General features: G+C 70.1%; 16 protein-coding genes and 7 pseudogenes. 10 read left to right on the plus strand and 13 right to left on the minus strand.

The genetic code is table 11. From position 1 onward, the window contains the following. Positions 1-40: 40 nt before the first annotated feature. The gene (locus L2X98_RS08170) at positions 41-1,837 is read right to left on the minus strand and encodes a glycoside hydrolase family 15 protein (RefSeq protein WP_259612925.1); all 1,797 of its coding nucleotides are present in this window, start codon (positions 1,835-1,837) and stop codon (positions 41-43) included. Between the two features lie 73 nt (positions 1,838-1,910). On the opposite strand from L2X98_RS08170, the pseudogene L2X98_RS08175 reads away from it, so the two are divergent. Continuing rightward, positions 1,911-3,285, plus strand: a pseudogene (locus tag L2X98_RS08175) (glucose-6-phosphate dehydrogenase). A gap of 404 nt (positions 3,286-3,689) precedes the next feature. Here L2X98_RS08175 and L2X98_RS08180 read toward each other — a convergent pair. Further along, positions 3,690-4,253 (minus strand): TetR/AcrR family transcriptional regulator, encoded by a 564-nt coding sequence (locus tag L2X98_RS08180; RefSeq protein WP_259612926.1) that lies wholly within the window; start codon positions 4,251-4,253, stop codon positions 3,690-3,692. A gap of 51 nt (positions 4,254-4,304) precedes the next feature. Here L2X98_RS08180 and L2X98_RS08185 point away from each other — a divergent pair, with 51 nt between their 5' ends. After that, positions 4,305-4,778: a DUF1772 domain-containing protein gene (locus L2X98_RS08185; RefSeq protein ID WP_259612927.1), complete on the plus strand. Its 474-nt coding sequence runs from the start codon at positions 4,305-4,307 to the stop codon at positions 4,776-4,778. A 111-nt stretch (positions 4,779-4,889) separates the two neighbouring features. Here the strand turns inward: L2X98_RS08185 and L2X98_RS08195 are convergent. The 5 genes and pseudogenes from L2X98_RS08195 to L2X98_RS08220 form a co-directional block, all read right to left on the minus strand. Beyond that, a pseudogene (locus L2X98_RS08195) lies at positions 4,890-7,089 on the minus strand (ATP-dependent Clp protease ATP-binding subunit). A 73-nt stretch (positions 7,090-7,162) separates the two neighbouring features. Continuing rightward, positions 7,163-8,843 (minus strand): annotated as a pseudogene (locus L2X98_RS08200) (SulP family inorganic anion transporter). A gap of 26 nt (positions 8,844-8,869) precedes the next feature. Then, complete coding sequence (locus tag L2X98_RS08210) at positions 8,870-9,364, minus strand: glycosyltransferase (protein ID WP_259612930.1); 495 nt, start codon at positions 9,362-9,364, stop codon at positions 8,870-8,872. A gap of 419 nt (positions 9,365-9,783) precedes the next feature. Then, positions 9,784-10,110 carry a glycosyltransferase family protein gene (locus L2X98_RS08215; protein ID WP_259612931.1) on the minus strand — a complete coding sequence of 109 codons (327 nt, stop codon included), beginning with the start codon at positions 10,108-10,110 and terminating at the stop codon, positions 9,784-9,786. A 7-nt stretch (positions 10,111-10,117) separates the two neighbouring features. Further along, positions 10,118-11,265: pseudogene (locus L2X98_RS08220) on the minus strand (glycosyltransferase). 284 nt (positions 11,266-11,549) lie between these two features. On the opposite strand from L2X98_RS08220, the gene L2X98_RS08225 reads away from it, so the two are divergent. The 3 genes from L2X98_RS08225 to L2X98_RS08235 all read left to right on the plus strand — a co-directional run bounded on the left by L2X98_RS08225 (position 11,550) and on the right by L2X98_RS08235 (position 14,788). Next, positions 11,550-12,143: a hypothetical protein gene (locus tag L2X98_RS08225; protein WP_259612932.1), complete on the plus strand. Its 594-nt coding sequence runs from the start codon at positions 11,550-11,552 to the stop codon at positions 12,141-12,143. Between the two features lie 41 nt (positions 12,144-12,184). Further along, positions 12,185-13,078 (plus strand): formylglycine-generating enzyme family protein, encoded by an 894-nt coding sequence (locus tag L2X98_RS08230; RefSeq protein ID WP_259613253.1) that lies wholly within the window; start codon positions 12,185-12,187, stop codon positions 13,076-13,078. 105 nt (positions 13,079-13,183) lie between these two features. Beyond that, positions 13,184-14,788: an arylsulfatase gene (locus tag L2X98_RS08235; protein WP_259612933.1), complete on the plus strand. Its 1,605-nt coding sequence runs from the start codon at positions 13,184-13,186 to the stop codon at positions 14,786-14,788. On the opposite strand, the gene L2X98_RS08240 is transcribed toward L2X98_RS08235, so the two are convergent. After that, complete coding sequence (locus L2X98_RS08240; protein WP_259613254.1) at positions 14,733-15,044, minus strand: FUSC family protein; 312 nt, start codon at positions 15,042-15,044, stop codon at positions 14,733-14,735. The genes L2X98_RS08235 and L2X98_RS08240 overlap by 56 nt on opposite strands. Between L2X98_RS08240 and L2X98_RS08245 the strand changes: the two genes are divergently transcribed. Next, positions 15,043-15,210 (plus strand): hypothetical protein, encoded by a 168-nt coding sequence (locus tag L2X98_RS08245; protein WP_259612934.1) that lies wholly within the window; start codon positions 15,043-15,045, stop codon positions 15,208-15,210. The two genes, L2X98_RS08240 and L2X98_RS08245, sit on opposite strands and share 2 nt — an antisense overlap. Before the next feature lie 511 nt (positions 15,211-15,721). Here L2X98_RS08245 and L2X98_RS08250 read toward each other — a convergent pair. From L2X98_RS08250 to L2X98_RS08260, 3 genes and pseudogenes are all read right to left on the minus strand, one after another. Beyond that, complete coding sequence (locus tag L2X98_RS08250; RefSeq protein ID WP_259612935.1) at positions 15,722-16,813, minus strand: AI-2E family transporter; 1,092 nt, start codon at positions 16,811-16,813, stop codon at positions 15,722-15,724. Beyond that, positions 16,810-17,265 carry a hypothetical protein gene (locus L2X98_RS08255; RefSeq protein WP_259612936.1) on the minus strand — a complete coding sequence of 152 codons (456 nt, stop codon included), beginning with the start codon at positions 17,263-17,265 and terminating at the stop codon, positions 16,810-16,812. The genes L2X98_RS08250 and L2X98_RS08255 overlap by 4 nt, the downstream gene beginning before the upstream one ends. Then, positions 17,262-18,560, minus strand: a pseudogene (locus L2X98_RS08260) (SulP family inorganic anion transporter). The gene L2X98_RS08255 and the pseudogene L2X98_RS08260 overlap by 4 nt, the downstream one beginning before the upstream one ends. A gap of 151 nt (positions 18,561-18,711) precedes the next feature. Here L2X98_RS08260 and L2X98_RS20590 point away from each other — a divergent pair. Together L2X98_RS20590 and L2X98_RS20595 are read left to right on the plus strand one after the other, a co-directional pair. After that, positions 18,712-19,641: pseudogene (locus tag L2X98_RS20590) on the plus strand (sulfatase-like hydrolase/transferase); the annotation flags it as partial. A gap of 25 nt (positions 19,642-19,666) precedes the next feature. Next, positions 19,667-21,073, plus strand: coding sequence for a sulfatase-like hydrolase/transferase (locus L2X98_RS20595; protein ID WP_354002966.1), 1,407 nt, complete (start codon positions 19,667-19,669; stop codon positions 21,071-21,073). Between the two features lie 23 nt (positions 21,074-21,096). On the opposite strand, the gene L2X98_RS08270 is transcribed toward L2X98_RS20595, so the two are convergent. After that, a complete protein-coding gene (locus L2X98_RS08270) occupies positions 21,097-21,588 on the minus strand; it encodes a potassium channel family protein (protein ID WP_259612937.1) in 492 nt (163 codons plus the stop codon). Beyond that, positions 21,573-21,878 carry a hypothetical protein gene (locus L2X98_RS08275; protein ID WP_259612938.1) on the minus strand — a complete coding sequence of 102 codons (306 nt, stop codon included), beginning with the start codon at positions 21,876-21,878 and terminating at the stop codon, positions 21,573-21,575. The genes L2X98_RS08270 and L2X98_RS08275 overlap by 16 nt, the downstream gene beginning before the upstream one ends. A gap of 229 nt (positions 21,879-22,107) precedes the next feature. On the opposite strand from L2X98_RS08275, the gene L2X98_RS08280 reads away from it, so the two are divergent. Further along, positions 22,108-22,563: a DUF2252 domain-containing protein gene (locus L2X98_RS08280; RefSeq protein WP_259612939.1), complete on the plus strand. Its 456-nt coding sequence runs from the start codon at positions 22,108-22,110 to the stop codon at positions 22,561-22,563. Beyond that, positions 22,454-22,780 (plus strand): annotated as a pseudogene (locus tag L2X98_RS08285) (DUF2252 family protein); the annotation flags it as partial. The gene L2X98_RS08280 and the pseudogene L2X98_RS08285, both read left to right, overlap by 110 nt. Positions 22,781-22,855 lie beyond the last annotated feature (75 nt).

The raw sequence follows: 22,855 nt of genomic DNA on the forward strand, positions 1-22,855 counted from the left end.
CCAGCACCCGCGGGGACTCGTGCGCCATATCCGGGTCAGACTACCGGGGCTTGTGGCGGGCGCGCGCCAGCGCGTCGGCGGCGCGCACCAGCGCCAGGTGCGAGAACGCCTGCGGGGTGTTCCCCACCTGGCGCCCGGCCTTCGGGTCGTACTCCTCCGACAGCATCCCGACATCGTTGGCCAGCGCGCACAGCTTGTCCATCAGCGCGCGCGCATCGTCGACTCGATCGGTGGCGGCGTACTGCTCCACCAGCCAGAAAGAGCAGGCGAGGAACGGCGACTCCTCGCCGGACAGCCCATCCACGCCGGTGGTCGTGCGGTAGCGGCGCAGCATCCCATTCTGCATCAGGTCGTTCTCGATCCGGGTGACCGTGGCGAGCATTCGCGGATCGTCGGGCGCGCAGAACCCCACCTGCGGCAGCAGGAGCAGGGATGCGTCGACCTCGGTGGTGCCGTAGTACTGGGTGAAGCAACCGTCGGTGACGCCCTGCGTGTCGACCTCGTCCTTCATCCGGTCGCGCAGCGCGCGCCACGAGTCCACCGCTCCGTTCAGCCCGTGCTTCTCCACGGCCCGCACTGCGCGATCGAAGGCGGCCCACACCATCACCCGCGAGTGGGTGAACATCTGCAGCTCGCCCCGGATCTCCCACAGCCCGTTGTCGGGCCGGTCGATCTGGCGGGCCGCATAGCCCACGAGCTTCTTGGCCAGCGGCCAGGAGAACTCCGAGTCGGGCAGTCCGCCGTCGCGGGCCGCCGACAGCGTCACCAGCACCTCGCCGACCACGTCGGCCTGGTACTGCAGCGCGGCCCCATTCCCGATCCGCACCGGCGATGAACCGGCGTACCCAGGAAGGGTCCGGATCTCGCGTTCGTACAGGTCGCGCTCCCCCGCCAGCCCGTACATGATCTGCAGATCGGCCGGATCGCCGGCGACCGCCCGCACCAGCCACTCGCGCCAGTGCCCGGCCAGGGCGACGAAGCCGTGGTCCAGCAGCGCCTCCAGGGTCAGGGCGGCATCGCGCAGCCACACGAACCGGTAGTCCCAGTTGCGCTCGCCGCCGAAGTCCTCCGGCAGGGATGTCGTGGCCGCCGCGGCGATCCCCCCGGTCTCATGGTTGGTCAGGGCGCGCAGGATGAGCAGCGACCGCACCACCATGTCCTTGTGCGCCCCGTCGTGTTCGATCCGGTCGGCCCACCGCTGCCACCAGTCGCGAGTGCGCGCCACCTCCTCGTCGACGTCCAGGCGCGGCGGAGTGCGCAGTTGCGAGGGGAACCACGTCAGGCTCAGATCGACGCTCTGACCGGTCGCGACCGCGACCTTTCCGCGGTGGACATGATCGGCCGCCTTGAGCAGCCCGCCGCGCAGAACCACGGCATCCGGCCCCGCCATCGCCACCAGCTCGGGCGACTCGTCGGTGCCGGTCTGACGCACCCAGGGCATGGCGCGGGCATAGTCGAACCGCATGCGCACTGCGTTGTCGAACTCGACCAGACCGGTGATGCCGACCACGCGCCGCACGACGTCGATCCGATCCGAGTCGACGTGCCGATGCGGATCGACCGGCATGAAGTCATGCACCTCGGCGATGCCGCTGGCCGTCTCCCACCGGGTGATCAGGACGAACGTGTCGCCGTCGTAGTGCCGGCTCGCGGTGGCGGCCGCGTCCGCCGGATGCAGGCTCCAGCATCCGTGATCCTCGTCGCCGAGCAGCGCGCCGAAGACCGATCCCGAGTCCAGCCGCGGCAGGCAGAGCCAGTCGATGCTGCCCGTGCGTGAGACCAGGGCCGCGGTGCGGCAGTTGCTCAGGAGTGCGTATTCCTCGATCGGCGTGGACATCGCTTCCGAGTCTGGCACCGCCGCATGTCGGACGCCAGGACATCGGCCGACGGATCGGATTATGGTGAACGATATGCCGAAGACGACGACGTTTCTCATCCTCGGAGCATCCGGCGATCTCACTTCGCGTCTGCTCCTGCCCGCTCTCGGCCAGCTGCTCGAGCGCGAACCGGATCGCCAGATCGTGCTGCACGGGGCGGGATCGGATGCCTGGAGCAGTCGCCGGTGGAAGGACGCTGTCCGCGACGCCTTCACATCGGCGGATGCCGAGGACATGCTCGATCGGGTCGCCGACACGACGTACACGCAGGCTGACATCACCAAAGCCGACGACCTGAAGAAGCTTCTGGATCGGGCCGAGGGCCGGCTGGTGATGTACTTCGCCGTGCCGCCCGCGGTGACGGTCGCGGCCTGCGAGGCGATGCAGAAGCTCACACTGCCCGACGACACCGTGCTCGCGCTGGAGAAGCCGTTCGGCGGGGACGAAGCCGGCGCCCGCGCGCTCAACGCCACTCTGACCACACTGGTGCCCGAGAAGAGCATCTTCCGGGTCGACCACTTCCTCGGCCGGTCGACGCTGCTGAACATCCTCGGCGTCCGATTCGCGAACCGCCTCATCGAGCCCGTGTGGTCGGCCGACCACGTCGAGTCGGTGCTCGTGCGCTACGACGAGTCGCTCGCCCTGGAGGGCCGAGCCCGGTATTACGACAAGGCCGGGGCGATGGTCGACATGATCCAGAGCCACCTGCTGCAGGTGCTGGCCGTGCTGGCGATGGAGGAGCCGGTCGACCTCGACGAGATCGACCTGCGCGACGCGAAGAGCGCCGCGCTGCGCGCGACGCACATCTGGGACGACAATCCCGTCCGCCACTCGCGGCGCGCACGCTACACCGCCGGCACGATCGACGGCCGTCAGCTGCCGTCGTACGTCGACGAGGAGGGCGTCGACCCGGCGCGGGAGACCGAGACGATCGCCGAGATCGTGTGCGAGGTGCGCACGTCTCGCTGGGCCGGCGTGCCGTTCACGCTGCGCAAGCGGCAAGGCGCTGGGCGAGAAGACCGCTGAGATCGTGGTGCGCTTCCGGCCGGTGCGCCACATCCCGGACGGACTGACCGGACAGCCCGACGACGGCGGCCTGCTGCGCATCGGCCTCAGCCCGGACCGGATCGAGCTGGTCCTCAACGTCAACGGCGGCGACGATCCGTTCGCGCTGCGCCGCGAGTCGCTGTCGACGAAGATCGGCAAGAGCACCATGCTGGCCTACACCGAGGTGCTCTCGGCTTGCCTGGACGGGGATGTCGCCCTGTCGGTGCGCGGCGACGCGGCCGAGGAGTGCTGGCGGATCATCGAGCCGGTCCGCGATGCCTGGGAGCGCGGCGACGTGCCGCTGGAGGAGTACCCCGCCGGGTCGACCGGCCCCGCCGACTGGGCGACCTCAGGTCCCTGAGCGAGCGCAGTGAGACGAAGTGCCCCGAGCGCAGTCTCAGGTCCCTGAGCGAGCGCAGCGAGACGAAGGGCCCCGAGCGCAGTCTCAGGTCCCTGAGCGAGCGCAAGCGAGACGAAGGGCCCCGAGCGCAGTCTCAGGTCCCTGAGCGAGCGCAGCGAGACGAAGGGCCGGCACCCGACCCCCGCGCGGTGGCGCCCCGCGCCGGTGGCACCCCGGGCGCGCCGACACTCGCGGCCGCCCCGATTCGCCGAGACCGGGGATCCTCCGCGAAACCGGGGGCATGCGCCTGGGTTTCGCGGAGAATCCCCGGTCTCGCGGATGCGGTGACGCGAAGTCGCCCGGTCGGCGGATGCGGTGTCGCGGAGTCGCCCGGTCGCGGGGGCGGGCGGCACCGAGTGGGGACGTCAGCGAGACGCGAACAGGCCCGAGATCGCCTGAGCGCGGGCGTCGTCGAGGGCGGGGTCGAGGCGGCCGTCGGCCGAGAACCGGCTGACGCCGTGCAGGGTGCTCCAGAGCAGTTCGGCGCGCACGGCGCGCTGGCGGGGCGTCTGGCCGCCGACCGCGCGCTCGAGCATCGCGAAACCCTGGCGCAGGACCTCCGGGGTGTCGTCGGAGGCGAACACGATGCCCGTGCGGGCCGACGTCATCACCTCATAGACGGCAGGATGCTCGCGCGCGAACGCGAGGTAGGCCGCAATGAGCGCCGACAGCATCCCGGCCCCCTCGCCGGGCGCGCTCATCGCCGCGGCGAGTTCGGTGTAGCCCTGGATCACGACGTGTTCGACGATCTCGTCCCGTCCGCCGGGGAAATGCCGGTACAGGATCGGCTGGCTGAAGCCGATCGCGTCGGCGAGGCGCCGCACGGTGACTGCGGGCCAGCCCTCCTGCTCGGCGATCTCGCGCGCTGCCCGGACGATCCGCAGTTCGCGCTCGCGGATCCGTTGGGTGTCTTGCGGTGATCGGGCCATGACGCTATGTTAGCAGCACTAACCCTTAGCACTGCTAACACTGGAGGAATCATGACCATCGTCATCGCCATCACCGGGACGCTCGCCATCCTGAGCCTCGCCGTCATCTTCGGCACGGATGTCGTCGGCGCCCTCGTGCAGCGGTCCGTCTACGCCGAGCTGGACGAGCGCTCCATGGTGCAGGTGGTCGGTCGCGGCCACTACTACGGCGACCGCCGGATGCCGGCCATCGGGATCTCCGGCACGATCCTCACCGCCGCCACCGCCGCGGCGGCGTTCCTCTGGGAGTCGACGCTCGCCGGCATCCTCGCATCCGCGGGCTTCATCCTGGTGATCGTGTGGCTGCTCTTCTATGCGGGCATCGCCAAGCCCATCAACACGACGCTCACCGCCGCCGCGCTCGCCGGAGAGGTGCCCGCCGACGCCCGCGCCCTGCAGGCGCGCTGGGAGTCGATCCTCCCCCTGCGGGTCACCCTGACCGGCGTCGCAATGGTCCTGCTGCTGGCGACGCTCGTCCTGCTCTGACCCCGGACGCGCCCCGACCGTCGAGACCGGGGATTCCCCTCGAAACCCGGGACATGCGCCTCGGTTTCGCGGAGAATCCCCGGTTTCGCGGAATCGGCGGGCGCAGGCCGCTCAGTCGAGCAGCTCGGCCTCGATCACGTCGTCGTCGGGGCCGGATGCCGCGGCCTGGCCGTCACTGGTGAGCACGAGCGACGAGCCGTCGGCCGCGACATCCACCCGCACCACGTCGCCGTCGTGCACGGTGCCCGACAGCAGCGCCATCGCGAGCCCATCCTGAACCTCGCTCTGGATGAGGCGGCGCAGCGGCCGCGCCCCGAACACCGGGTCGTAGCCGCGGGCGGCGAGCCAGGCCCGGGCGTCCGGCGTCACGGCCAGCGTGAGCCGGCGCTCGTGCAGCCGACGCTCGAGCTGGTCGACGGCGAGCTCCACGATCTGGGCGAGGTCGTCCTCGCTCAGCGACTGGAACATCACGATGTCATCGAGCCGGTTGAGGAACTCGGGCTTGAACGCCTGGCGCACCAGCGCCATCACCTGCTCGCGCTTCTGGTCGGCCGACAGCATCGGGTCGATCAGGATCGGCGAGCCGAGGTTGGAGGTGAGCACGAGGATGACGTTCGTGAAGTCGACCGTGCGCCCCTGCCCGTCGGTCAGCCGACCGTCGTCGAGCACCTGCAGGAGCACGTCGAACACCTCGGGGTGAGCCTTCTCGACCTCGTCCAGCAGGCACGACGCTGTACGGGCGGCGGCGCACGGCCTCGGTGAGCTGTCCGCCCTGCTCGTAGCCGATGTATCCGGGCGGGGCGCCGACCAGCCGCGACACGGTGTGCTTCTCGCCGTACTCGGACATGTCGATGCGCACCATGGCGTGCTCGTCGTCGAACAGGAACTCGGCCAGCGCCTTGGCCAGCTCGGTCTTGCCGACGCCGGTGGGTCCGAGGAACAGGAACGATCCGGTCGGCCGGTTCGGGTCGCTGATGCCCGCGCGCGACCGGCGCACGGCATCCGCGACCGCCTTCACGGCCGGCTTCTGTCCGATCAGCCGCTTGCCGAGCTCGGACTCCAGGTGCAGCGCTTCTCGGTCTCGCCCTGCGACGAGCCGCCCGACCGGGATGCCGGTCCACGACGCGATGACGGACGCGATGTCCTCGTCGGTGACCTGGTCGCCGACCATGCGGTCCTCGCCGCCCTCCGCGCGCTCGGCGTCGGCGAGCTGGCGCTCGGAGCCCGGGATCTCGGCGTACAGCAGCCGCGACGCCTTCTCGAGGTTGCCCTCGCGCTGGGCGCGCTCGGCCTCGCTGCGGGCGGCATCGAGCTGGGTCTTCAGGTCTCCGACCCGGTTCAGCGTCGCCCGCTCCCGGTCCCAGCGCGCCTGCAGCTCGCCCAGCCGCGCCTTTTCGCCGCTGAGGTCGTCGCGCAACGTCTGCAGCCGCTCCTGCGAGGCGGCATCCTTCTCCTTCTTCAGCGCGAGCTCCTCGAGCCTGAGCCGGTCGACGTGACGGCGCAGCTCGTCGATCTCCAGCGGCGCCGAGTCGATCTCCATGCGCAGCCGCGAGGCGGCCTCGTCGATCAGGTCGATCGCCTTGTCCGGGCTTGCCCGGGCGGGGATGTACCGGTGCGACAGGGATGCCGCGGCCACGAGCGCCCCGTCGGCGATGGCGACCTTGTGGTGGGCCTCGTAGCGCTCCTTCAACCCGCGGAGGATCGCGATGGTGTCTTCGACCGTCGGCTCGCCGACGTAGACCTGCTGGAAGCGGCGTTCCAGCGCGGCATCCTTCTCGATGAACTCGCGGTACTCGTTCAGCGTGGTCGCGCCGATCAGGCGCAGCTCGCCGCGCGCGAGCATGGGCTTGAGCATGTTGGATGCCGCGACCGACCCTTCGCCGCCGCCGGCGCCCATCAGCACGTGCAGCTCGTCGATGAACGTGATCACCTGTCCCTCGGACTCGGTGATCTCCTTGAGCACGCTCTTCAGCCGCTCTTCGAATTGGCCGCGGTACATCGCGCCGGCCACCAGCGCGGAGATGTCGAGGGCGATCAGCTCCTTGCCCTTCAGCGACTCGGCGACGTCGCCGGCGACGATGCGCTGGGCGAGGCCCTCGACCACAGCGGTCTTGCCGACGCCGGGCTCGCCGATCAGCACCGGGTTGTTCTTGGTGCGGCGGGTCAGCACCTGGCTGACGCGGCGGATCTCGCTGTCACGGCCGATGACGGGGTCGAGCTTGCCCTGCCGGGCGCGGTCGGTGAGGTTGATGCCGAACTGCTCGAGCGGGGTCTGCTGCTCCTCCTGCCCGGGCTGCGGTTGTGCGTTCATGGGTCTCCTTGAAATCTGCGGGACTCAAACTTGAGTCTTCTGCGCTCAAGTTTAACACTGCCACCTGCCGCGCTCAACGGTTCTGCGCACTCAATGGTCGAGCTGGGCGCGGGCATCCGCGTATGCACGTCGCAGCGCCGCCCCCACCCACTCGTCGCCCTGGTAGACGTTGTCGGCGCCGATGTCCGCGGTCAGTCCGCCGGCCCGCATCTGGGCGAGCACCCGCGGTTCGCTGGCCACCACCTTCAGCTTGCGCCTCGACGGCGGCCAGCTCGTGCGCGTATCGCCGCAGGACCGCGATCAGCGCCAGCCCGAGTTGGTCGGTGCCGCGCAGCCGCACGATCACGACCGCGTGCGACGAGTCGCCCGACACGGTGGGCAGTGCTTCTCGACCGTGGGAGCGCTGGCGAAGAACAGACTGCCGTACGGCTGGAGGATCACGACCTGCCCGCTGCGGATCTCGGCCGGCGGGTCGGTCTCGCGCATCCGGCCGTCCTCGGCGATCTGCACGGCCCGCACACGCACCCGGTTCGACTGCTTGCGCCACGAACAGGACGATGCCCAGCCCCACCCCGACCAGCACGGCGAACTGCAGCGGGATGACCAGCGTGAGCACGAACGTGACCGCCATTATGGAGGTCTGCAGCGGCCCGGCCTTGATCACCGAATAGACGCGGCTCGGCTTGATCGAGGTCACGCCGACCACGATCAGGAGCCCGGCCAGGGCCGGCATCGCGACGTAGGCGACCAGGCCGGACAGGAGCAGGATGACGAGGGCCATCGTCGCGCCGGCGGCGAACAGCGCCATCCGGGTGCGGGCGCCCGCGGCCACGACCAGCGAGGACGCCGACATCGATCCGCCCACCGGCATGCCTCGGAACGCCCCCGCCACGATGTTGCCGACGCCCTGGCCGATGAAGTCGCGGGATGCGTCCGCCGGCCGGCCGTCGACGGTGGGGATGCCCGCCGAGACGCCGGCGCCCTGCACGAGCCCGACGAACGCGAGCGAGAGTGCGGGGACGGCCAGGAACAGGATGTCGTCGAGGGACGGGAGCACCGGCGCGGGCAGCCCGCGGGGGACGTCCACCATGTCGTGCAGCATCTGCACAGGATGCGGCACCCACAGGTTCAGCAGGACGGCCGCGACCGACCCCACGATCACGGCGATGACCAGCCCGGTCGAGCCGATGCGGGTGGGCAGGAACAGGACGATCGCCAGGATCGTGATGGCCCCCACGATCGCCGCCGACACCTGCCACTGCGGGATGTGGCAGCAGATCGATGGTCTTCGTGATGCGGTTCGCGCCGCGCGCGTCGTAGCCGGTGAGGTTGGAGAGCTGGCCGAGCACGATGTTGACGCCGACCGCGGTGATGAAGCCGGTCATCACGGCGGTGGGCACGAAGCTGATGAGGCGTCCGAGGCGCAGCACCCCGGCGATGATCATGATGACCCCGGCCATCATCGCCAGCGTGTACAGCGCGGCGTCCGGATCGGCCCGGCTCTGCAGATCGGCATCGGCGACCACGAGCGACATCGCGCCGGTCGCCTGCACCGCCATGTAGGCGCTGCTGGTGGCGAAGGCGGCGCCCACCATCCCGAACAGGTAGCCGTACAGGCCGGCGAGCGGGTTGACGCCCGCCAGCAGCCCCGAGGCCAGCCCGTCGGGCACGCTCTCCACCCCGAGCACGATGCCGGCGGTGATGTCCTTGCCCAGCGTCTTGCGGGAGAACAGCCCCTTCAGATCGATGCGCACAGGATCACGCTAGCGAAGGGCCTCGGTCAGTGCAGGACTCGTCCGTACACCTCGAGCATCGCGGCGGTGCGCGAGGACTGGCGGAAGCGCTCGGCCACGACCGGGTTCGGCGTCGGCCCGGAGCCGTCGGCGATGTCGGCGGCCGCACGGGTCAGGGTCTGCGCGAGCCCGGCGGTCGAGGCATCCGGCACCTGCCAGTACCCCGATCCCAGCTCGGCGCCGATGTCGCTGTCGCTGATGATGGCCGGCGTCCCCAGCGATGCCCCCTCGAACACGGTCATACCCTGGGTCTCGAAGCCGATCGAGGTCTGCACGACGGCATCCGCCTCGGCGATCCGCCGAAGCGTCTCGACGTACGTCATCCGGCCGCCGAACACGACGGACGCCTCGGGCCCGCGCCGTTCGATCAGCCGCTCGGCCGCACGCCGCTGCGCGCCGCCGCCGAGCACCTGCACGTCGGCGCGCAGCCCCGAGTCGCACAGCGCGTCCAGGAACGGCAGCAGCCGCTTCTCGGGGCTCATCCGGCCCAGCCAGATGAACCGAGGCGGCCCGGAACGCCGCTCGGAGCGGGTGCGCAAGCGCGTCGTCGAGCACCTGATCGTCGATCCCGTTCCAGATCACGTCGATGTGGGGCGACGTGGCGTCGGGACGGATGCCGCGCCCCAGCCGCGGCAGCACCGAGTGCTCCTCGAGCCGACGGGCGAAGTGCGCCGACGGCGCGGTCACCGCGTCCGCGCGGGCGGCGAGCCCGCGCAGATAGCCCCACCCGTCGTGCCCGCGTACGGTCCCGGACGGCGCGCCCAGGGCCCACCGCTGCCAGCCGGTCATCGCCCGCGAGCGAGCGACGGGAACGGCATGGTCGCCGCGATCCCAACCCCGATCCGGTTGTGCATGGTGTGCACCACCGGCAGGCGATGCCGGGCCGCGAACCGCTGACCGGTCAGGGCGCCCCAGAAGTCGGCCTGGATGTGCACCAGGTCGACGGCGGGGCGGGCTCCAGGGCCCGGTCGATGTAGCGATCGGTGCGTCGCCCCGGCCAGGTCAGGGAGTACTCCCGATCTGGCGTGATCGGCATCGACGGCGTGTCGATGAAGTCCGGGTCGTGCACGCGCCCGGCGAGGCTGGCCGCATGCACGCCGTGCATGCGGGGCGCAATCACGGTCACGGTGTGGCCGGCCCGCTCGAGGAACCTCTTCTGCAGCCGCATCGAGACCTGGGCACCGCCGAGCGAGTCCAGGTGCTGGTCGGAGAAGAAGACGACGTGCACGGCGGACCTATTCGGGCAGCGGCTCGCCGCGGTACAGCGCCTCGAACGTGTCGAGGGTGCGGTTGATGTCGTGGATGATCACGCCGTCCAGCGACGCCTGCTGCATGCGGCGGCGCTCCTCGGGCGCCGCGGTGAGCACCCGGGTCAGCCGGTCGGCGAGCGCATCGACGTCGCCCGGCGGGAAGAGGTAGCCGTTCTCGCCGTCGTGCACCAGATGCGGCAGCGCGACCGCGTCGGCGGCGACGATCGGCAGGCCCGAGGCCATCGCCTCCATCGTGGCGATCGACTGCAAGCTCGGCCACCGAGGCGATCGCGAACAGACTCGCCCGCGAGTACAGGTCCCGCAGCTCGTCGTCGGACGTGTGCCCATGGAACGTCACGCGCGCATCGAGCCCCAGCTGATGTGCGAGCTGCTCGAGGTTGCGCCGCTGGTCGCCGCTGCCCACGACATCCACCTGCGCGTCCAGCGCGGGATCCAGCTGTGCGGTCGCCCGCAGGCACGTCGATCTGCTTCTCGGAGGTGAGCCGCCCCACGAACAGGATGCGGTGCGCGTCGCGCGGGGTCAGATCCGGGCGGTAGTGCGACCGGTCGATGCCGCACGAGACCGGGATGACGCCGTGCAGATCGATCGTGGACTCGAGGAAGTCGGCGGCCTTGCGGGTCGGGGTGGTCACGGCGCGGGCCATCTTCAGGGTGCGCTCGGCGTCGTCCCATGCGAGCTTCAGCATCACCTTGTCCAGCACCGGCGGCAGCGTGGTGAAGTCGAGGATGTTCTCGGCCATGACGTGGTTGGTCGCCACGATCGGGATGCCGCGCTTGCGCGCCTCGCGGGCCATTCCCCGGCCGATCACGATGTGCGACTGGATGTGCACCACATCCGGCTTGATCTCGTCGAGGATGCGGCGCGCGTAGTGCTTGCTCAGCCACGGCAGCACGAACGTGAGCCAGTCGTGCGGGGTCCAGCGCCACGACGGCAGTCGGTGCACGGTGACCGGGCGTCCCTCGATCTGCTCGACGAACGTGCCGTGGTTGCGGTGCCCGGCGCTGGGGGCCGACACGTGCACGTCGTGGCCGCGGTCCACCAGCCCGGCAGCGAGGCGCTCGGCGAAACGGGCGGCGCCGTTCACGTGCGGAGTGAAGGTGTCCGCGCCGATCAGGACGGTCAGCGGGCGCGCGGCGGGGGCGTCGGGACGGGGCTGTTCCGTCTCGTGCGCGCGCGGCGCGTCCGACGGTTCGGGATGCTGCGGCTCGGCGCCGGCGGCTCCAGTCACGGTGGGGTGAGTCCCTCTCTGTGGATGCGGCGCCCGAGATGGGGCGGGGCGCCGCATCCACAGTACCCGAGGGGTCCCCGCCTGCCTGGGAGTGCGGGGAGGGTCTGCGCGCGCCCGTCCGGCTGCTGTGCCTGTCGCCGCGGAGAGTCCGGGCATACCCTGGGGAGATGCCCCGACTACAGGCCGACGCGCCCGCCGATCGGTGGGTCCCCGTGACCGGCTCGCTGGGGCTGCGCGGCCGGCGCCACCGCAAGGCGGCGATCCGGATGCTGCTGGCCCAGACGGGCGGTGCCGCCGGGGCGACGCCGGGTCGTCCGGGCGGCGGCGTCTTCGCGTGGATGCTCAGCCAGGCCGCGCCGTTCCTCATCCGCAAGGCCGACGGGCGCATCCTCGCCTGGGTGTGGAAGGACGACCCGGAACTGCTGGTGACGATGGCCCAGCTGCAGGAGGCGACGCCGCAGCTGCGCACCGCCCGCGCGATGATGCCGATCGAGTACGACGACACCGAGGACTTCCGCAATCCCCACCTCGGCGTCGGCGAGCGGCTGATCGTGGCCATGCCGGAGTCGCCGGACACGCCCCCGTTCGCGACCTACACCTGGGACACCGGCACCCACTTCGTGACGCTGACCGCCGTGTCTCCGGACCGCTCCCGCTTCGGCACCCTCACCGGGCCGGTGGATGCCCTGGCCCGCACACTGCGGGTGGTCGACGATCTCACCATCGACGAGTCGACCACGCTGCGCCTGGACCCGCACTGACCCCGCACCGTGCGGGTTACGGTGGTGGGGTGACAGCAGAGATGGTGCTCCTGCCCGGCGGCACGTTCCGGATGGGGTCCCCGGACTTCTACCCCGACGAGCGTCCGGTCCACGAGCGCGAGATGGCGCCGTTCCGGATCGACCGGTACGAGGTGACGAACGAGGACTACGCCCGCTTCGTGGACGAGACGGGCTACGTCACGGTCGCCGAGCGCGACCTCGACCCGGCCGCGTTCGCCGGCGCCGACCCCGCCGACCTGGTGCCCGGGTCGATGGTGTTCACCCCGACGTCCGGGCCGGTCGACCTCGGCAACTGGCGCAACTGGTGGCGGTGGCAGCCGGGCGCGTACTGGCGGCGGCCGTTCGGACCCGAGTCGTCGATCGACGATCGGATGCGGCATCCCGTCGTGCACGTCGCGTTCGAGGATGCCGCCGCCTACGCGCAGTGGGCCGGCAAGCGCCTGCCGACCGAGGCCGAGCACGAGTACGCCGCCCGCGGGGGCCTCGACGGGGCGCGCTTCGCGTGGGGCGACGAGACGTATCCGGACGGTGTGGCGCAGGCCAACTCGTGGCTCGGCCGGTTCCCGTACGACAACCAGGGCGTCGGGGACGCGGCGCCGGTGGGCTCCTACCCGGCGAACGGCTATGGGCTGTACGACATGACCGGAAACGTGTGGGAGTGGACCACGGATTTCTACACGCCCCGGCACCTGCGCCTGTCGGACAAGCCGGTCGACGCCGGCAAGCGGCAGAACCTGCTCGCCGCCGCGAGCGCGCAGGAGGGCTTCCCCGACATCCCCCGGCGCGTGCTCAAGGGCGGTTCGCACCTGTGCTCCCCCGACTACTGCCTGCGCTTCCGGCCGGCGGCGCGCTCGCCGCAGGCGGAGGACACCGGGATGTCGCACATCGGCTTCCGGCTCGTGCAGGACGCCTGAGGTCGACCACCCTCGACGGGTGAGGGATGCCTGCTGCGCACGGCCATCGTGGTTGGCTTCTGCCGAGTGAGCGGTCATCGCGGCCGCACCGAGCGAGGAGGGGCCATGGCCGAGCAGCCGAACATCCTGATCATCTGGGGCGACGACATCGGCATCACGAACGTGAGCGCCTACTCCGACGGGGTGATGGGGTATCGCACCCCGAACATCGACCGCCTCGCCCACGAGGGGGTGCGCTTCACCGATTCGTACGGCGAGCAGAGCTGCACGGCGGGCCGTGCCGCGTTCATCACCGGCCAGAACCCGTACCGCACCGGGATGACGAAGGTCGGGATGCCGGGCGCGAACGTCGGACTCCGTGCCGAAGACCCGACGATCGCCACGGCGCTGAAGAACGTCGGATATGCCACCGGGCAGTTCGGCAAGAACCACCTCGGCGACCGCGACGAGTTCCTGCCGACGATGCACGGCTTCGACGAGTTCTTCGGCAACCTCTACCACCTCAACGCCGAAGAGGAACCCGAGCTGCGTGACTACCCGACGGATGACGACATCCCCGGCTTCAAGGAGCGCTTCGGCCCGCGGGGCGTCATCCACTCCTGGGCGAACGGCGACGGAACCCAGCGGATCGAAGACACCGGCGCCCTGACGAAGAAGCGGATGGAGACGGTGGACGAGGAGTTCCGCGACGCCGCCGTCGACTTCATGACGCGCCAGACCGAGTCCGACACGCCGTTCTTCCTCTGGTTCAACTCGACCCACATGCACTTCCGCACGCACGGCAAGGCCGAAAGCCGCGGGCGCGCGGGCCGCTGGCAGTCCGAGTACCACGACACCATGTGCGACCACGACGACCTGGTCGGCGAGCCGCTGCAGACCCTCGACGACCTCGGCATCGCCGAGAACACGATCGTGATGTACTCCACCGACAACGGCCCGCACATGAACAGCTGGCCCGACGGCGGCATGACCCCGTTCCGGTGCGAGAAGAACTCCAACTGGGAGGGCGCGTACCGCGTGCCGTGCATGGTCCGCTGGCCCGGGCACATCCCCGCCGGCACGGTCCTCAACGGCATCGTGAGCCACAACGACTGGTTCGTCACGCTGCTCGCCGCCGCCGGCGACACCGACGTCGCCGACCGACTGAAGGAGGGCACCGAACTCGCCGGCACCGAATACAAGGTGCATCTGGACGGTCACAATCTGCTCGACTACCTCACCGGGGCCGTCGACGAGTCTCCGCGCCGGCACTTCTTCTACGTGTCCGACGAAGGCGATCTGACGGCGCTTGCGCTACGACAACTGGAAGTTCGTGTTCCTCGAGCAGCGCACGGAGGGCACCCTGGCGATCTGGCTCGATCCGTGGATCGAGCTGCGCGCGCCGAAGATCTTCAATCTGCGCACCGACCCGTTCGAGCGGGCCGATCGCACGTCGAACACGTACTTCGACTGGATGCTCGACCATGTGTTCCAGCTGGTGCCGGCGCAGGCCTACGTCGCCCAGATGCTGAAGACGCTGGTGGAGTTCCCGGCCCGGCAGAAGCCGGCCTCGTTCACGATCGACCAGGTGCTGGCCAAGCTCCAGTCCGTGTCCGGCAACTCCTGACCGGCGCGGGCCGGCCGGCGCCAGTTCTGTCCGCGGCGCGCAGCCGGTTCAGTCCTTCAGCGTGCGGCGACGCGCCCGCCAGAGGCGGATGCCGGCGGGGATGACCGCGCCGAAGAACAGGGCCAGACCGACGCCGAGGCAGGTCTCGAACACGCGCTCGACGAAGCGCGCCACCGGCTGCCGATCCGGCCCCTGCAGGATCAGCGTGAGCGCGATGAACGAGGTGAACCCGGGCGCGACGTACCAGCGGCTCGCCTGCGTGGCCGATAGCGCGGCCAGCGCGAGACCGACCGCGGCCGCTGTGATCGACGTCTGCGGACCGAGCAGGGCCAGCGCCGCGGCCGCGAACGCGCCGACCATGACGCTCACCGCGCGCCCGATGCTTGCGCCGGATCAGTTCGTCCTGCACCGGCCGCATGACCAGGAGCGCGGCACCGGCCGCCCATCCGACGTGCTGCACGTGCAGCAGGTAGCCGATCAGCGCGGCGGCGGCCCCCGCGAGGCCCAGCAGCACGCCGTAGGTTAGCGTGTCGGCGGTGGACGGGGGCGTCGCGCGCGCGGGTAGCGGCACCTGACGCTCGGGCCACGCCATCGCGATGCCCCACGCGTACAAGGAGCCCACGATGATGAGACCACCCGCCACCAGTCCGCCTCCGACGGTCCGGATGCTGAGGCCGATGCCCACCAACGGCAGACACAGCACCAGCACGAGCGTTCCCACCCGGCTGGCGCGCGCCCACAGGGACGCTCCGACGGCGAGAGCGAACAGTCCGATCACGGCCAGGACGGGCACGTGGGTGAGCACGGATCCGACGAAGAACGAGATCCCGCTCAGCATCCCCACCACCGGGATGACCCGACGGCCGCGGCGCACGGCCGGCAGGTTGAACGCGGCGACCGGCATCACGCCGACGGCCAGCCCGAGCCCCGCCGTCGGGTTGAACGGGATGACGATCACGGCGGGGAGGGCGTACAGAACGCCGAGCAGGAAGAACGACCAGTTCCAGGACAGGCCTCCGGTCAGCGCCGGACGCACGTCACGATCCTCGCTCCGCTGCGGCCGCGGCATCCCCGGACAGCCAGCGCAGCCAGCGCGATCCCGGATCGCCCTCCAGCACCAGGGCGCGCACGAGCAGGGTCAGCGGGATGGACAGGATCGCGCCGAGCGGCCCGATCACGAACGTCCAGAAGATCACGGAGAAGAAGCTGAGGGTCAGGCTCAGGTTCACCGCGTCGCTGACGAACTTGGGCTGGACGAACACCTGCAGCACCACGTTGACGACGCAGTAGATGGCGATGACGGCCAGCATCAGCGGCCAGCCGCCGACCACCAGCGCCAGAACCGCCGGCGGAATCAGCCCGATGATGAAGCCGACATTCGGGATGAAGTTGGTGACGAACGCGAGGATCGCCCACACCACCGGTGCGGGCACGCCGACCGCCCACAGGGCGAGTCCGTCGATGATGGCCACGACGGCACCGAACGACGCGTTCACGATGTAGTAGCGCCGCACGCCGGTGTTGAAACGTCGGATCCGCACCAGTGCGGGACGGATGCCGCTGCCGAAGGAGGCCTCCGCCGTGCCGTAACGAGCCGCGTCCGCCGCCATGAACACGACATACGCGAACACGAAGAACAGCGCCGTGACGATCCCGACGACGGTGCCGCCCAGCGACGACACGAAGCTCAGGATCGAGGATGGCTCGAGCGCCGCGGCCGTGGCGCCGGAGACCTGGCTGTCCAGCCCGAGGGAGTCGAGCCAGTCGACCAGCGCCGACCCGCTCGCCCGCAGTGCGTCGGCGTAGTCGGCGACCAGGCGGGCGAACTGGATGCCGGCGAACACCAGGAGGAGAGCGAGGGCGATCAGGATCAAGTAGCCGACCGCGATGACGGCCGTGGTCGCGGCCCATCTCGGCCAGCGGCGCCGCTCCAGCGGCGAGCGGATCGGCTCGCAGATGATCACGATCACGGCGCCCAGCGCCAGCGGACCGGCGATGTCGCGGCCGAGGTACAGGCCGGCGAGGGCCACGACCGCGGCGGCCAGCCCGATCAAAGTCCGGAGCATGGGCGAGAGCGCCGGGGCGGCCGGCGCGGCGGGCGGCGGGATGTCGACGGCACGGCGTCTCATCGGGTCAGGCTATCGGGCGTCGGGGTCCTCGGGAAGAACATGAGGCACCTCAGCCCGTGGCCGAGACGAGGCCGTCTTTGACGGTGTCGTGCACCCGCCCGGCAGCATCCATCGCCTGATACCACGTCGTCTTCGACGCGATCCGGGTCGCATCGGCTGGCAGGCGGGCCAGATGCGAGCACGATGCTGCGGCGCGTCAGCTCGCGGTCGAGATCCTCCAACGCGTCGATCACGGTGATCCCGATGGTGACCATCCGCTCCAGATCGAGCACCACGGCCGTGACCGGCGGATCTTCGGCGTCCACCAGCTCGATGACGGCGCGCTCGTTCTCCAGAACGTTGGCCGTGTAGAGCCCTCGACCGAAATGGATCGCCATGGCGGTGTCCGACCGGGCCGGGATGTCGAGGCGCGGCCGGTTCAGTTCGCGCAGCACCAGCACCAGAGTGATCACGACGCCGGCCCCGACCGCGGGCAGCAGCCCGCAGTGAGTCCGATCACCGCGGTCGCCACGGCGACCCAGAAGTCTCGGCGACTGATGCGGGCGAGCCGGACGAGATCGCCGACCTTGATCAGCCCGATCACGGCGACGAACACAAGCGCCGCCAGCGAAGCCTGTGGAAGCAGCGACAGGACCGGGCCGAGGAAAAGGGCGACGAGGACGGCCAACACGACGGTGGTCAGGCCCGCGACCTGGGAACGCGCCCCGGAGCTCTGGTTGACGGCGCTCTGCGAGAACCCGCCCGCCGCCGGCATCGTGGCGAACAGCCCGCCGATCAGTGTCGCGGCCGATATCGCCAGCAGTTCCTGATTGCTGTCGATCTGCGGCTCCTGGGGGGTGCGCAAGCGCTCGCGCGACGCCGATGGTCTCGAGGAAGGCCATCAGGGCGATCCCCAAAGCGCCGGGGACGAGCCCGGCGATATGGGCGAGCGACGGCAAATGCGGCAGGGGAGTCCCTGCGTGATCGGCGCGATGAGCTGGACACCGGTGCTCGGCAGGTCGGTGAAGGCTGCCAGAAGGATGCCGGCACCCACCACGATCAGGGCCGACGGCGACTTCGGCGCGAATCGTTTGAGCACGAACAGGACGAGGATCGACGCCGCCGACAGCGCGACGGTCGGCCAGTTCAGCCCGGGCAGGGCCTCGACGACGCCGGCGATCGACCGGATCATGCCGTGTCCGGAGTAGTTCGAGTCGACGCCGAACAGCGTGGGCAGCTGTCCGACCGCCACCGTCGCCCCCACGCCGATCTGGATGCCGAGGATCGTCGGCGTGCTGATGTTCTCGACCAGCGACCCGAGCGCGAACAGGCGGAGGACCAGCAGCACCGCCCCCACCAGCAGCGTCAGCGTGACCAGATCGCCGAGAACATCCTCGGACCCGGCGACGACTCCGGCCGAGACCATGGTGGTGGCGGTCAAGGTCGCGATGGTCGACGTCGTCGAGACGCTCATCGCACGCGATCCGCCCAGGAACGCGTACACGAGCATCGGCACGATGCAGGTGTACAGACCCGTCTGCGGTGGCAGATCGGCGATCGTCGCGTACGCCATGGCCTGCGGCACGACGACCGCACCGGCCGACAGACCTGCCAGGATGTCCCGCCCCAGCAGGTTGGGCCGATATGCCTGCAACGTGGGCAGGAGCCAGATGCGACCCTTGCGCGTCACGGTCGGGCCATTCACGAAGCACCGCCCACCCGACCACCCATCGGCGCCCCCTCGATCCTGTGGGACATCATCCCGCATGGGTGGGAGGAGCGGATCACCCGAAACGGGTGGTTCGGCCGAGTCGACCCTTGTGGCCGAGCGGGGCGACGGGTTCAATGACCTCAAGCGATGACGCCTGCGTCACGCGCCGGATCGATCGCCGACCGATCGGCGTACAGAGGGGCATCCGATGACCGAGATCCACGACGTGCAGCGGTCCAGTCTGCCGATCCCCGACCTCGCCTACACCGGCACGGTCACCTACGATGCCACCTCCCCCGACACGCACTATCCACCCATCCGGCAGATCCGGCCGCCGGCCGGCGCGCCGAACGTCCTCGTCATCCTCATCGACGACTGCGGTTTCGGCGCCACCAGTGCGTTCGGCGGCCCGGTGCACACACCGAATTTCGAACGTGTGGCCGCCCTCGGGGTCAAATACACCCGATTCCACACGACCGCGCTGTGCTCGCCGACACGGGCGGCCCTGCTGTCCGGGCGCAACCATCACACGGTCGGGATGGGTGGGATCACCGAGATCGCGACGAGCGCACCCGGGTACAACTCTCTGCGCCCCAACAACTGCGCACCGCTCGCCGAGACGCTGAAGCTCAACGGCTACAGCACGGCTCAGTTCGGCAAGTGCCATGAGGTGCCGGTCTGGGAGTCGAGCGCCGTCGGCCCATTCGAGCACTGGCCGCACCCCGGCGGTGGCTTCGAGTACTTCTACGGTTTCATCGGCGGCGAGACCAATCAGTGGTACCCGGCGATCTACGAGAACACCTCGCCGGTTGAGCCGTGGGGGACACCCGAGCAGGGGTACCACTTCATGGCCGACATGACGCAGAAGGCGGTGGAGTGGACCAAGCAGCAGAAGTCGCTCGCGCCCGACAAGCCGTTCTTCACCTATTTCGCACCCGGGGCCACCCATGCCCCGCATCACGTGCCGGCCGAGTGGGCTGACAAGTACAAGGGGGCCTTCGACCAGGGCTGGGACGCGGTGCGCGAGGAGACCTTCGCGAAGCAGAAGAAGCTGGGCGTCGTCCCGCCGGATGCGGTGCTGACCGCACGCAACCCGGGCATCCCGGCGTGGGACGAGATGAGCGAGGCCCTCAAGCCGACGCTGGCTCGTCAGATGGAGGTCTATGCCGGATACCTCGACTACGCCGATCACCATGTGGGGCTCGCTGCTGGACGCGCTCGACGAACTCGGCGAGCTCGACGACACCCTCATCTACCTCATCATCGGCGACAACGGGGCGTCCGCGGAAGGCACGATGACGGGGACCACCAACGAGGGCTTCACCATCAACCACATGGAGGACATCGAGGACGACGCCTACAAGATCGCGCACCAGGGCGACCTCGGGACTCCGCTTTCGTACAATCACTACGCGATCGGCTGGGCGCACGCCATGGACACGCCCTATCAGTGGACGAAGCAGGTCGCCTCTCACTGGGGCGGCACGCGCAATGGCACGATCGTCTCGTGGCCGAACGGGATCGCGGCGCGAGGCGAGATCCGAAAACAGTTCGCGCATGTGATCGATGTGGCCCCGTCGGTGCTGCAGGCGGCGGGTATCCCCGAACCGCACACTGTCAACGGCATCACCCAGCGCCCGTACGAGGGCACGCCGATGAATTACAGCTTCGACGACGCGGATGCCCCAGAACGGCACACGACACAGTATTTCGAGATGCTCGGCAACCGTGCGATCTTCCATTCGGGCTGGACGGCTGTGGCCAAGCACAAGGATCCGTGGCTGTCGTCGTCGCACGGCCTCGACGACGACGTGTGGGAGCTCTACAACGTGGAGGAGGACTGGACGCAGTCGCACGATGTGGCTCCGGAGCAGCCCGAGAAGCTCGCCGAGCTCGAGCGACTGTTCCTCATTCAGGCCGCGCGCTTCAACGTGCTGCCGATGGATGTGCGTTCGGCCGAGCGCTTCAACGGGGAGCTCGTGGGGCGGCCGCAGCTCGTGAAGGGCGACAGCCAGACGTTCTACTCCGGGATGAAGCGGATGAGTGAGAACTCGGTGGTGAACGTCAAGAACAAGTCGTTCACCGTGACCGCGCGCATCGTGGTGCCCGACGGCGGCGCCGACGGCGTGCTGATCGCACAGGGCGGCGCCTACGGCGGATGGAGCGTGTACCTCACGGGCGGCGGGCTCGCCTTCGCCTACAACCTCGGCGGAGTGCAGACGGAGTACACGCGCGCCGACGCACCGCTCGCGAAGGGGGAGCACGAGGTGCGGATGCACTTCGCCTACGACGGCGGCGGACTCGGAAAGGGCGGCATGGTGACCCTCTCCCACGACGACACCGAGGTCGCTTCGGGGCGCGTGACCCGCACGCTGCCGTTCTTCTTCTCGATGGACGAGACCGTGGACATCGGCGCCGACCTCGCGACGCCGGTCTCGGGCGACTACGGACCGACCGGCAACGAGTTCACCGGCGGGATCGTCTGGATCCGCATCGATCTCGGAGACGATGACCACTCTCACCTCGCCGATGCAGAGCACCGCATGCAGATCGCCATGACGCGCCAGTAGACGCCGGCGAAAGCCGTGGACCGTCAGTCCGTCGGGGCGCGCCCCGAGGGCGGGACGTCCAGCGGGGGCTGGCTCGGCGGCGCGTCCGGTGGCTCGGCCAGCCGAGCCGTCAGCGCGGCCACCTGCTCGGTGAGCTGCCTGACCTGCCCGCGGGTGGCGGCCTCGTCGTCGTCGTGACCGCGCGCGACCCGTTCGATCACCCAGGACGACAGGGTCGCCGTCACCACGCCGAGCACGGCCACGCCGCCGGCCATCAGGCCCACGGCCACGGCCCGGCCGCCGAGGGTCACGGGCACGAAGTCGCCGTACCCGACGGTGGTGATGGTGACGAACGCCCACCAGATCGCATCGCCGAAGTTCGTGATGTCGGCGCCGGGAGCGTGCCGCTCGGCATCGAGCACGGCGAGCCCGCCGACATAGATCAGCACCAGCGCGGCGCCCGCGCCGTAGATCGCGATCCGGCTCGCAAGCGCCGAGCCGGCGGTTCGCTCGAGCACGGTCACCAGGGTGAACACGCGCAGCGAGCCGCAGCGGCCGGCAGCGGCAGAGCCACGACGGCGAGGTCGAACAGGTGGTGACGGAACCACGATCCGCGGGGATCGGCGAGCACGAGCCGCACGACGTAGTCCACCAGGAACAGCGCCCACGTCACGCCGGTGATGCCCCGGGCCACGAGCTCGTCCGGGCCGGAGAGATCGGCGATGACCTGCCAGGAGTAGGCCACCAGCCAGACCAGCGAGATCGCCATCAGCGGCCAGTAGGTGGCCCGTTGCCACCGCTCCTCGGTCATCCGCCGGTCTGCCACGCCTCGGACTCTAGGGCCGCGGGAACCGCGCACGGCGGCGACCCGCGGAAGCCCGCGGAAGACCGGCCCGCGGCATCCCCCGCCCATCCCTTGCCCTCCCCCTCTGACTCGTCAGAAGTGGTCGCATTCCCGGCGGCCGATGCGACCCCTTCTGACGAGTGAGTGCGCACTCAGTCGTCGGGGAGGGTGGCGGGCGCGGATGGACGTCCGCCGGTGCCATGATGTGCGCATGAGCGATCCCGGCACCGGCCTGTCACCGGCATCCACCGCCGCACGGAGCGCGTCGGGTCGGGCACGCCGGCGCGTCCTCCCGCGCCGCGGCCTGGCAGAGCTCACCGTCGGCGCCCGTGACCCTCTGGGGATCCTCGATCGCCAGAACTCCGTCCGCGTGCCCGAGCTGATCCCACTGCGGGTGGAGCGGATGTCGCAGAGTCCGTTCGCGTTCTATCGCGGTACGGCGGCGCTGATGGCCGCCGACCTGGCGCAGAGTCCGCACAGCGGCATCCTCGTCGCGTCCTGCGGGGACGCGCACGTGTCGAACTTCGGCTTCTACGCATCGCCGCAAGCGGCGAGTGGTGTTCGATCTGAACGACTTCGACGAGGCCGCGTGGGCTCCGTGGGAGTGGGACGTCAAGCGCCTGGTGACCAGCATCGTGATCGCCGGGCAGGCGACCTCGCGGGATGAGGCGAGCGTGCGGGATGCCGCGACCGGCGCGGTCCGCGCATATGCACGGGCGATCCGCACCGCAGTGGCGATGAGCCCGACGCAGCGCTATTTCTCGCACTTCGATGTCGACGCGGTGCGCGCCACGCTCGACAAGGCGTCACGGAAGGTGCTGCGTGCCGCGATCCGCGCCGCGCAGAAGCGGACCGGCGAGCGCGCGGCGGATCGGACCACGACCCGCGACGCGGACGGGCGCCTGGCGTTCGTCGAGGATCCGCCCCGGCTCACGCATGTCTCGCCCGAGCTCGAGGAG

This window comes from Microbacterium elymi (assembly GCF_021582895.2).
Taxonomy (GTDB): Bacteria; Actinomycetota; Actinomycetes; order Actinomycetales; family Microbacteriaceae; genus Microbacterium; species Microbacterium humicola.